This is a genomic window from Sphingomonas bacterium (assembly GCF_903643065.1).
Taxonomy (GTDB): domain Bacteria; phylum Pseudomonadota; class Alphaproteobacteria; order Sphingomonadales; family Sphingomonadaceae; genus Sphingomonas.
Genome location: NZ_CAHJWX010000024.1, coordinates 1 through 11240 on the forward strand (window position 1 = coordinate 1; position 11240 = coordinate 11240).

Annotated in this window: 11 protein-coding genes; 5 read left to right on the top strand and 6 right to left on the bottom strand. The window is 70.0% G+C overall.

Translation table 11 applies throughout. From position 1 onward, the window contains the following. The 6 genes from HUU95_RS01865 to HUU95_RS01890 all read right to left on the bottom strand — a co-directional run. The coding region (locus HUU95_RS01865) for an HAD-IC family P-type ATPase (protein WP_174278537.1) at positions 1-1244 on the bottom strand (1244 nt) is incomplete at its 3' end. Between the two features lie 11 nt (positions 1245-1255). After that, complete coding sequence (gene kdpA, locus HUU95_RS01870) at positions 1256-2959, bottom strand: potassium-transporting ATPase subunit KdpA (RefSeq protein ID WP_174278538.1); 1704 nt, start codon at positions 2957-2959, stop codon at positions 1256-1258. Between the two features lie 11 nt (positions 2960-2970). Beyond that, a complete protein-coding gene (gene kdpF / locus HUU95_RS01875) occupies positions 2971-3060 on the bottom strand; it encodes a K(+)-transporting ATPase subunit F (RefSeq protein ID WP_174278539.1) in 90 nt (29 codons plus the stop codon). A gap of 102 nt (positions 3061-3162) precedes the next feature. Then, positions 3163-3978, bottom strand: coding sequence for a transporter (locus HUU95_RS01880; protein ID WP_174278540.1), 816 nt, complete (start codon positions 3976-3978; stop codon positions 3163-3165). Between the two features lie 143 nt (positions 3979-4121). Beyond that, positions 4122-6032 carry a potassium transporter Kup gene (locus tag HUU95_RS01885; RefSeq protein WP_174278541.1) on the bottom strand — a complete coding sequence of 637 codons (1911 nt, stop codon included), beginning with the start codon at positions 6030-6032 and terminating at the stop codon, positions 4122-4124. Between the two features lie 79 nt (positions 6033-6111). Next, positions 6112-6258 (bottom strand): hypothetical protein, encoded by a 147-nt coding sequence (locus HUU95_RS01890; RefSeq protein ID WP_174278542.1) that lies wholly within the window; start codon positions 6256-6258, stop codon positions 6112-6114. Between the two features lie 159 nt (positions 6259-6417). Here HUU95_RS01890 and HUU95_RS01895 point away from each other — a divergent pair, with 159 nt between their 5' ends. The 5 genes from HUU95_RS01895 to HUU95_RS01915 form a co-directional block, all read left to right on the top strand. Then, positions 6418-8316: a potassium transporter Kup gene (locus HUU95_RS01895; protein WP_174278543.1), complete on the top strand. Its 1899-nt coding sequence runs from the start codon at positions 6418-6420 to the stop codon at positions 8314-8316. A gap of 57 nt (positions 8317-8373) precedes the next feature. After that, a complete protein-coding gene (gene glyA, locus HUU95_RS01900; RefSeq protein WP_174278544.1) occupies positions 8374-9699 on the top strand; it encodes a serine hydroxymethyltransferase in 1326 nt (441 codons plus the stop codon). Between the two features lie 3 nt (positions 9700-9702). Next, positions 9703-10155, top strand: a complete 453-nt coding sequence (gene nrdR, locus HUU95_RS01905) for a transcriptional regulator NrdR (protein WP_174278545.1) — start codon at positions 9703-9705, stop codon at positions 10153-10155. Further along, a complete protein-coding gene (locus HUU95_RS01910) occupies positions 10152-10538 on the top strand; it encodes a GIY-YIG nuclease family protein (RefSeq protein WP_174278546.1) in 387 nt (128 codons plus the stop codon). Before nrdR ends, HUU95_RS01910 begins: the two co-directional genes overlap by 4 nt. Then, the coding region (locus HUU95_RS01915) for an RNA methyltransferase (protein ID WP_174278547.1) at positions 10535-11240 on the top strand (706 nt) is incomplete at its 3' end. The genes HUU95_RS01910 and HUU95_RS01915, both read left to right, overlap by 4 nt.

Below are 11240 nucleotides of genomic sequence, written 5' to 3' on the forward strand. Positions count from 1 at the left end.
TCGGTGACGCGGCGCAGCTCGGTCGCCGCCGCCGTCTCGCCGGCGCCGGCGTTGGCGCGCAGGATCGAGTCGACCGCGCCCTTCTGGATCAGCGTCTGCCCGATCCGGACGCCCGAGATGCGGGTCTGCGCGGTGAAGGGGATCACCTCGGCGTCCGTCGGCAGCTCGGTGTGGGTGACGCTGAACTTGTCACGCGCCAGCACCACGATCGAGCGGCCCTCCGGCGTCTCGTCGGCGAGGCTGGCGAGCAGCGCCGCTTCCGCCAGCTCGCCGGGGCTGGCGCCGCCGATCGCGCGGAACTCGGACGCCTGCCGGTCTCCGATCGTGATCGTGCCGGTCTTGTCGAGCAGCAGCACGTCGACATCGCCCGCCGCCTCCACCGCGCGGCCGGACTTGGCGAGCACGTTGTGGCGGACCAGCCGGTCCATCCCCGCAATGCCGATCGCGGACAGCAGCGCGGCGATGGTGGTCGGGATCAGCGTGATGAGCAGCGCCGCCAGGATCGCGACCGGCACCTGGCCGCCGGCATAGGCGGTGAAGCCCGGGATCGTGCCGACCGCGATCAGGAAGATGATGGTCAGGCCGACCAGCAGGATGGTGAGCGCGATCTCGTTGGGCGTCTTCTGCCGCTCGGCGCCCTCGACCAGCGCGATCATGCGGTCGAGGAAGCCCTGGCCGGGGTCGGCCGTCACGCGCACGCGGATCTCGTCGGAGATGACGCGCGTGCCGGCCGTCACCGCCGAGCGGTCGCCGCCCGCCTCGCGGATCACGGGCGCGCTCTCGCCGGTGATCGCCGCCTCGTTGACGCTGGCGACGCCCCGAATGACCTCGCCGTCCGCCGGGATCAGGTCACCGGTCGACACCAGCACCAGGTCGCCCGCGCGCAGCTGGCTGGCGGCGACCTGCTCGACCGCGTCGCCTTTCAGGCGCTTGGCAGTCAGTTCCGCCTTGGTGGCGCGCAGCGACGCCGCCTGCGCCTTGCCGCGCCCCTCCGCCAGCGCCTCGGCGAACGTGCCGAACAGCACGGTCAGCCACAGCCAGATGATCAGCTGGACCTTGAACCCGACGCCCAGCGTGTCGTGGCCGACGACGAGCAGCACCGTGAGCAGCGTCGCGACGCAGGCGGTGACGAACATCACCGGATTGCGGACCAGCTGACGCGGGTCGAGCTTCCGGAAGGCGTCGCCGATCGCCGGCGCGAGCAGGTCGGCGGTGAACAGCGATTTGGTGGCGGCGCGAGCCATGTGACGCGTCCTTACGAGAGCTGGCCGTGGATCATCGCGAGATGATCGGCGATGGGTCCGAGCGCGAGGCTGGGCAGGAAGGTGAGGCCGCCCAGGATCAGCACGATGCCGACCAGCAACCCGACCCAGAGCGGCCCGGTGGTGGGAAAGGAGCCGGCCGACGGCGGCGTGTACCGCTTGCCCGCCAGGCTGCCGGCGATCGCCAGCATCGGCACGATCACGAAGAACCGGCCGAGCCACATCGCGACCGCGAGCATGCCGTCGTAATAGGGCGTGCTGGCGGTCAGCCCGGCAAAGGCCGATCCGTTGTTCCCGACCGCCGAGGTGAAGGCGTAGAGGATCTCCGAAAAGCCGTGCGGCCCCTTGTTGAGCGGCCCCGCCAGGCCGGGCGCCACCACCGAGCTGATCGCGGCCAGCCCCAGGATGACCAGCGGCAGCACCGCGATCGCGAGCACCGCGAGCTTGACCTCGCGCGCCTCGATCTTCTTGCCGACATATTCGGGCGTGCGGCCGACCATCAGCCCGGCGACGAACACCGCCAGGATCGCGAACAGCAGGAAGCCGTAGATGCCCGAGCCGACGCCGCCGACGACGACCTCGCCCAGCTGGATGTTGAACAGCGGCACCAGCCCGCCCAGCGCGGTGAGGCTGTCGTGCATCGCGTTGACCGCGCCGCACGAGGCCGCCGTGGTGACCACCGCGAACAAGGCGGAGGCGGCCTGGCCGAAGCGGACCTCCTTGCCCTCCATGTTGGCGCCGCCGACGCCCAGGCCGTGGAGCACCGGGTTGCCCGCCGTCTCCTGCCAATAGACCATTGCGACGCCACCGAGCACGATCAGGATCATCGCCGACAGGATCGCCCAGCCCTGGCGCGTGTCGCGCACCGCCTTGCCGAACGTCCAGGTGAGGCCGAAGCCGATCGCGAAGATCGACAGCATCTGGAGGAAGTTGCTGAGCGCGGTCGGGTTCTCGAACGGGTGCGCGGAATTGGCGTTGAAGAAGCCGCCGCCGTTGGTGCCCAGCATCTTGATCGCTTCCTGGCTCGCGACCGGGCCCAGCACCAGCGTCTGCTTGATCCCCTCCAGCGTGGTGAGGTCGATCGAGCCCGCCAGCGTCTGCGGCACGCCCGTGGCGACGAGCACCAGCGCGTAGACGATCGAGATCGGCAGCAGCAGGTACAGCGTGATCCGCGTCGTGTCGGCCCAGAAATTGCCGATCCCCGTCGTCTCGCGCCGCGCGAAGCCGCGGAACAGCGCGAAAGCGAGCGCGATGCCGGTCGCGGCGCTGGTGAAGTTGTGGATGGTCAGCGCCAGCATCTGCGACAGGTTCGACATCGTCGATTCGCCCGCATAGCTCTGCCAGTTGGTGTTGGTGGTGAAGCTGACCGCCGTGTTGGCGGCCAGGTGCTGCGGCAGCCCCGCGTAGCCCAGCGGGTTGAGCGGCAGGTAGAACTGCACGCGCAGGAGCGCATAGCTGAACAGCGCCAGCACCGCGTTGAACACCAGCATGTGGACCGCATAACGGTGCCAGCTCTGCTCCTGCTTCGGATCGACGCCGGCGAGCTTGTAGAAGCCGGCCTCGACCGGGCCGAGCACGAGATGGAGCGGCGTGCGCCGCCCTTCGTAAAGCGCATGCAGCCAGGTGCCGACCGGCTTGGTCAGCGCCAGCAGCACCGCAAAAAAGGCGAGGACGAGGATCAAGCCCGACAGCGTCATGGCAACGCCTCCTAGAAGCGCTCGGGACGGATCAGCACCGCCACGAGATAGATGAGAAGCCCGAGCGCGGTCAGGGCGGCGAGGATGAGATCGATGCTCATCGCCTCACGCCCTTTCGAGCAGACGGACATAGGCGAGCGTCAGGGCGAGCAGCCCGACGATCACGGCGATCCAGAGCAGGTCCTGCATGACGATGGTCCCCGTCAGAACTTGGTCGACAGGCCGAAATAGACCTGTGCGTCCGGCGTGAAGCGGTTGAGGCCGAAATTGCCGCCCACATCGATCTGCAGGGTCGGGCTGAGCAGATAGGCGATCGCGGTGTCGGCCGAATATTGGTGCACCGTGCCCGCCGGATCGTAATTCTGCGCGCTGTAGAACTCGGCGTAGATCGTCGCCTTGCCCGCCGACTTGGCGAGATTGGCGATGCCGACCAGCTGCGCGTGGCGGCCGTGGCGGTCACCGTCGGCGAGCAGGTCGACCTCCGGCCCGAAATTGAGCGTGAAGCCCTGCGGCAGAGAGAAGACGACCGGCGCCGCGACGCCGCCTTCCCAGCGGCGGTTGCCGATGCCGAGCCTGGCGGTCGGCGCCTTGACGAACGGCAGCACCGCGATCTGCACCTTGCTGTCGGACGGGCTCAGCCTCTGCTTGACGCGCAGGTACAGGTCGCCGACGCCGCCGATCGTGTCGTGCGACCCACCGGCGGACGCGCGCGCGGTGACATAGGGCGCGATGTTCGCCTCCACATCCGTGTGCGGCCCGACGCCGAGCTTCAGATACGGGTTGGTGTAGAGGACCACGTCCGTGCGCACGCCGCCGTCGGTGTTGCGCGTCCAGTTGCCGAGGTCCGTTTCGAGCTGGACCACGCCCGCCGGCACGGTGCAGGCCGCGTTCGCCTTGGTGGGGCGGTCGGTGCAGATCGGCGCCGGCGCGGTCGCGTCAGGCGCGCTGCTCTGCGCCTGCGCGGAACCGGCCGTCAACGGTAGGGACAAGGTGGCGACCAGCGCCAGAACCAGCTTCATCGGAACCCCCAAGGCGGCGCCTCCAGGTCGGCGGCGCTAATGACGAGGGGGGTGGATTAGGCCCGCCGTCCGTAGCGAAGCGAGACGGGCGGGGGATGATCTCCATAGTATTTGCATAGGGTCGCGCCGTCCGGGCGCGGCGATCAGATCTCCAGCTGCGAACCGAGTTCGACGACGCGGTTGGTCGGCAGCTTGAAGAAGTCCATCGCGCTCTCGGCGTTGCGGACCATCCAGGCGAACAGCTTCTCGCGCCACAGCGCCATGCCCGGCCGCTCCGACGCGATCAGCGTCTGGCGGCCGAGGAAGAAGCTGGTCTCCATCGGCTTGAGCGGGCCGCCGTCGATCCGGATCGCGCTCAGCGCCGCTGGCACGTCGATCTCGTCCATGAAGCCATAGTGGAGGATCGCGCGGACGAACCGGTCGTCGATCGGCTGCACCTCCAGGCGCGCGTCGGCGCCGATCGTGGGCACCTTGCCGATCAGCACGGTGACGATGATGACGCGTTCGTGCAGCACTTTGTTATGCTTGACGTTGTGGAGCAGCGCGTGGGGCACGCCCTCGCGCGAGGAGGACAGGAACACCGCCGTGCCGGCGACCCGCTCCAAGCTGCCGCGCGCGGAGCGGGCGAACAGCTCGGCCGACATCGCGCCCTCCGCCAGCCGCGCGCGCATGATCTGCCGCCCCTTCGCCCAGGTGGTGAGCAGCGTGAACGCGATCGCGGCGACCAGCAGCGGAAACCAGCCGCCATCGGGGATCTTGGTCGCGTTGGAGGTGAAATACAGGCCGTCGACGACGACGAACAACCCGGTCAGCGTGAACGCGAGCGGCCGGGGCCAGCGCCAGACGGAGACGGTGAGCACGCCCAGCATCAGCGCGGTGATGAACATCGTCCCCGTCACCGCGATGCCATAGGCGGCGGCGAGCGCGCCCGAGCCGCGAAAGCCCAGCACCAGGGCGACGACCAGGATCAGCAGCGCCCAGTTGACCAGCGGCACATAGATCTGGCCGATCGCGGTCTCGCTGGTATGCTCGATCCGCAGGCGCGGCAGGAAGCCGAGCTGCACCGCCTGTTGCGTCACCGAATAGGCGCCCGAGATCACCGCCTGGCTGGCGATCACCGTCGCCAGCGTCGCCAGGATCACCAGCGGCAGCCGCGCGGCGGCGGGCGCCATCAGGAAGAAGGGGTTCTGGACGGTGTCGGGCTGGCCCAGGATCAGCGCGCCCTGACCCAGATAGTTGAGCATCAGGCACGGCAGCGCCACGTACAGCCACGCGATCGAGATCGCCCGGCGCCCGAAATGACCCATGTCGGCGTACAGCGCCTCCGCCCCCGTCACCGCCAGCACGACGGAACCCAGCGCCAGAAAGGCGAGGCGGAAATCGAGCAGGAAGAAGTTGAGCGCCCACCACGGGTTGATCGCGCCCAGGATCGCGGGATGCGCCGCGATGTTGGTGACGCCGAGCACCGCGATCACCGCGAAATAGAACACCATCACCGGCCCGAACAGCGCCCCCACCCGCGCCGTGCCGTGCCGCTGGATCGTGAACAGCGCCACCAGGATGCCGATCGACAGCGGCAAGACGAAGCGCGTCATGCCGCTCTCGACGACGCTGAGCCCTTCCACCGCCGACAGGACGGAGATGGCGGGCGTGATGATCGCGTCGCCATAGAAGAGCGCGGTCGCGGCGATGCCCAGCATCACCAGCCCCCCCGTCCAGCGCCGCTCGCCGACCCGATCCGCGATCAGCGCGAGCAGCGCCAGGCTGCCGCCCTCGCCGCCATTGTCCGCGCGCAGGATGACGAGGACGTATTTGACCGTGACGATCAGCATCATCGTCCAGAACACCAAGCTCAGCACGCCGAAGACATGCGGCTGGTCGACGGGCAGCGGGTGCGGCCCGACCAGGCTCTCCTTGAGCGAATAAAGCGGCGACGTGCCGATGTCGCCGAACACCACCCCCAGCGCGCCCAGCGCCAGCGTCCGGGTGGAGCCGTGCGGCTGATGATCGGCAACCGGCTGAGCCGGCGCGGTGATGATGGTGCTGCCGCTCATCCCGGCGCTATGGCGCGCGCACCCCGTCATGGCGAGCGTCAATACGGGCGAGGCGCCGGCCCGGCGCCAGGGATGACGGTTATCGCGCTTCGCGGTCCCGGACGATCTCGGCGAGTCGGCCGAGCTGCTCTTCTTCCATGCGGATCGACCGTCGCTGGCGCGCCAGCACCCGGAGCAGCGTGCCGAGCAGCGCGATCGAGACGAACAGATGCGCGACGGCGGACATGCGACACCCTTTCTCCATGCGAGAAGGACATGGTCGGGGCCGTATTGGAACAACAGGTCGTTCGGACCGGCCAGGCATGGCTTTTTCGTAGTCAGGCCGGCGCCCGGCGGCGCGACGATGCTCCGTGACGAGGCGCGCGGGCGGGCGTAGGGCGCGTCGATGTCTGACGTTCTTGCACCGCCCGGCCGTGCCCGCTCGATCGGCCGGGCGGGGGCGGCGGCGTCGCTGGCGGCGCTCGGCGTCGTGTATGGGGATATCGGCACCAGTCCGCTCTACGCGTTCAAGGTCGCGGTGAACGCCGCCGCCATGGCGCCCGCCGCCGCCGCGATCGGGGTCGCGTCGCTGATCATCTGGTCGCTGGTGCTGGTGGTGTCGGTCAAATACGCGCTGCTGATCCTGCGCGCGGACAATGGCGGCGAGGGCGGGGTGGTCGCGATGCTGGCGCTGCTCGGCGCGCGCGACGCCAAGCCGCGGACGCCGAAGGCGGCGCTGCTCGTGCTCGGGCTGGTCGGCGCGGCGCTGTTATATGGCGACGGCGCGATCACGCCCGCGATCTCGGTGCTGAGCGCGGTCGAGGGGTTGAAGGCCGATGCGCCTTCGCTCGCGCCGGCGGTGCTGCCGCTGTCGGTCGCCATCCTGATCGGGCTGTTCGCGGCGCAGAGCCGGGGCACGGGGACGATCGGGCGCGTGTTCGGGCCGGTGATGCTGCTGTGGTTCGCGGCGCTGGCGGCGCTGGGGCTGGTCCACATCGCCGCGCACCCGCGCGTGCTCGGCGCGATCGATCCGCTGCGCGCGACCGGCTTCGTGCTCCATGCGCCGCTGCCTGTCAGTTTCGCCGTGTTCGGCGCGGTGTTCCTGGCGGTGACGGGCGGGGAGGCCATGTACGCGGACATGGGCCATTTCGGGCGGACGCCGATCCGCCTCGCCTGGTTCGCGGTGGCGTTGCCGGCGCTGGTGCTTAACTATCTGGGCCAGGCGGCGCTGGTCGGCGCCGATCCAGCGGCGCTCGCCAACCCGTTCTTCGGCCTCGCGCCGGGCTGGGCGCATTACCCGCTCGTCGCCTTCGCCACGGCGGCGACGGTGATCGCCAGCCAGGCGATCATCTCCGGCGTGTTCTCGTTGACGCAGCAGTCGATCCAGCTCGGCTTCCTGCCCCGGCTGGGGCTGCGCCATACCGCCGAGCACGAGCGCGGCCAGGTCTATCTGCCGCTCGCCAACTGGCTGCTCGCGGCGGGCACGCTGGCGGCGGTGCTGATGTTCCGCTCGTCGGACGCGCTCGCCGGCGCCTATGGCATCGCGGTATCGGGGCTGATGGCGATCTCCACCGTCCTGGCGGCGCTGGTGGCGATCCGCTGGGGGTACAACCCGCTGCTCGTGGTGGCGGTCAACGGCGGCTTCTTCCTGCTCGATCTGGTGTTCTTCGCCGCCAACTCGACCAAGCTGCTGGAAGGAGGCTGGTTTCCGCTGCTGATCGCGGGACTGATCGCGCTGTTGATGCTGACCTGGCGGGAAGGCGTGATCCTGGTCGAGCGGCGCCGCGCCGGCGAGCGGCAGGACGAGGCGGTGTTCCTCGATCGGCTGACCGCCGGGCCCGTCGCGCGCACGCCCGGCGTCGGCGCTTTCCTGAGTGCTGCGACCCATGGCATCCCGCTGTCGCTGACGACGCATCTGCGCCACAACCAGGCCTTGCAGGAGCGCGTGCTGCTGGTCTCGGTGATGACCTGCGAGACGCCGTTCGTCGCGCCCGAGCGGCGCGCGGCGGTGACTCGCGTCGCCGACGACGTGACGCGGGTCGTGCTCCATTTCGGCTTCATGGAAACTATCGACATCCCGCGCGGCCTGCGCGACGCCCCCGTCCGGCTGAGCGAGGAGGAGATGAAGCGACTGAGCTATTATATCGGTCACGAGACGGTGATCGCCGATCGCGGCATCCCCGGCATGGCACGCTGGCGCGAGGCGCTGTTCGTCTCCCTGCAGCGCAACACCGCCTCGACCGGCAGCTCGTTCTGCATCCCCTCCGACCAGCTGGTGGAGATCGGGACGGAGGTGAGGATCTGATCCGCCGGTGTCGCTGCGCGGTGGCGCGCCGCCGCGTGAGGCGATATGGCGGCCCGCATGAGCACGCAGCCGCAGACCCTGACCGACCTCCAGCCCTCCGGCTTCTTCACGCGCCGGCTCGCGGAGGCCGACCCGGCCGTCGCCGCCGGCGTCGCGCGCGAGCTGCGGCGCGAGCAGGATCAGGTGGAGCTGATCGCCAGCGAGAACATCGTCAGCCGCGCCGTGCTGGAGGCGCAGGGCAGCGTGTTCACCAACAAATACGCGGAAGGCTATCCCGGCAAGCGTTATTACCAGGGCTGCGGCCCGTCCGACGAGGTCGAGCGGCTCGCGATCGATCGGGCGAAGACGCTGTTCGGCTGTGCCCATGCCAACGTCCAGCCGCATTCGGGCGCGCAGGCGAACGGCGCGGTGATGCTGGCGCTGGTCAAGCCGGGCGACACGATCCTGGGCATGAGCCTGGACGCGGGCGGGCATCTGACCCACGGCGCCCGCGCGGCGATGAGCGGGAAGTGGTTCGACGCGGTCCAATATGGCGTGACGCGCGACACCCACCTGATCGACTATGACCAGGTCGAGGCGCTCGCCCTGGAGCGGCGGCCGAAGCTGATCATCGCCGGCGGCTCCGCCTATCCGCGCCGGATCGACTTTGCCCGCTTCCGCGCGATCGCCGACCGGGTCGGGGCCTATTTCATGGTCGACATGGCGCATTTCGCCGGCATCGTCGCCGCCGGGCTCTATCCGTCGCCCTTCGACCACGCGCATGTCGTCACCACCACCACGCACAAGACGCTGCGCGGCCCGCGCGGCGGCATGATCATGACGGACGACGAGGCGCTGGCGAAGAAGCTCAATTCGGCGGTGTTCCCGGGGCTGCAGGGCGGGCCGCTGATGCACGTGATCGCCGCCAAGGCGGTGGCGTTCGGCGAGGCGCTGGAGCCCGGCTACAAGGGCTATATCACCGCCGTGGTGGAGAACGCCAAGGTGCTGGCGGCGACGCTGGAGGAGCGCGGCGCCGCCGTGGTGTCGGGCGGGACGGACACGCACCTGGCGCTGATCGACCTGACGCCGCTGGGAAAGAACGGGCCGGGCGTCACCGGCCGCGACGCGGACGAGGCGCTGGAGCGCGCCGGCATCACCTGCAACAAGAACGGCATCCCCTTCGATCCTCTGCCGCCCGTCAAGACCAGCGGCATCCGCGTCGGCTCGCCGGCGGGCACGACGCGCGGCTTCGGCCCGGCCGAGTTCCGCGAGATCGGCCACCTGGTCGCCGACGTGCTCGACGGGCTGGCCAGGATGGGCGAGGGCGGCGACGGCCAGGTCGAGGCGGCGGTGCGCGAGCGCGTCCGCGCGCTGTGCGCCCGTTTTCCCATCTACAACGGGTAGCGCATGCGCTGTCCGTTCTGTGGGCATGAGGACAGCCAGGTGAAGGACAGCCGCCCCACCGACGACGGGGCGGCGATCCGGCGGCGGCGGCAGTGCGAGGGCTGTGCCGCGCGCTTCACCACGTTCGAGCGCATCCAGCTGCGCGAGCTGACCGTGCTCAAGTCCGACGGCCGGCGCCAGCCGTTCGAGCGCGACAAGCTGCTGCGCTCGCTGGCGATCGCCGCGCGCAAGCGGCCGGTGGAGCCCGCGCGATTGGAGAAGCTCGTGTCGGGTATCCAGCGCCAGCTGGAGACGGCGGGCGAGGGCGAGGTCACCGCGCACCGCATCGGCGAGCTGGTGATGGCCGGGCTCAAGACGCTCGATCCCGTCGCCTATATCCGCTTCGCCAGCGTCTATCGCGACTTCAGCGAGGCGAAGGATTTCGAGGCGTTCGCCGGCGAGGTGGCGGGAGAGTGACGTTCTGGGCCTACGTGCTGCGGTGCGCGGACGACAGCTATTATACCGGGCATACCGACGCGCTGGAGGCTAGCATCGGCGCGCACCAGTCGGGCGAGCTGCCGGGCTACACGCAGCGGCGGCGGCCGGTGACGCTGGCCTGGTCGCAGGAGTTTCCGACCCGGCTGGAGGCGCTGGAGGCGGAGCGGCGCATCAAGGGGTGGAGCCGGGCCAGGAAGGAGGCGCTGTTCCGGGAGGATCGGGCGGCGATCCACGCACTGGCGACCCCTCCGTCCGAACGGGCCCTTCGACTTCGCTCAGGGCGAACGGACGAGGATAACGAAGCCCTGCCGACCTCCGTTCGGGCTGAGCCAAGTCGAAGTACCTCTCCCCCCCCCCCGTGATCGTCCTCGTCCGGCCCCAACTCGCCGAGAATATCGGCAAGGCGGCGCGTGCGATGCTTAATTTCGGGTTGACCGAATTGCGGCTGGTCAGCCCTCGGGATGGGTGGCCGAATCCGGCGGCGGGGCCGGCGGCGAGCGGGGCGGACCATGTGCTTGCCGACGCGGAAGTGTTCGAGAGTGTTGCCGCGGCGACGTCGGATTGCACGCATGTGTTGGCGACGACGGTACGCAAGCGCGGCGTCACCAAGCCGGTGCTGACGCCCGCCGCCGCCGCCGCCGCGATCCGGGCCGAGCCGGGCCGCGCGGCGATCCTGTTCGGGCCGGAGCGATCCGGGCTGGAGACCGACGACGTGGCGCTCGCCCGCACGATCGTGACGGTGCCGATCAACCCCCGGTTCGGCTCGCTCAACCTCGCCCAGGCGGTGATCCTGCTCGCATACGAATGGTCAAGGGCGGAGGCGCTGGCGCAGCCGCCGGCGGTGGCGCTGGAGCCGCCCGCGCCGCAGGCGGAGCTGGAGGGCATGATCGAGCAGCTAGACGCGATGCTGGTGGCGAGCGGCTTTTATCATCCGCCCGATCGCGCCCCCACCGCGCGCAGGACGCTGCGCACGCTGCTCACCAAGCCGGGCTGGTCGGCGCAGGAGGTGCGCACGCTGCGCGGCGTGCTGTCGGCGCTGGACGGCGCCAAGCGGGCGCGGACCT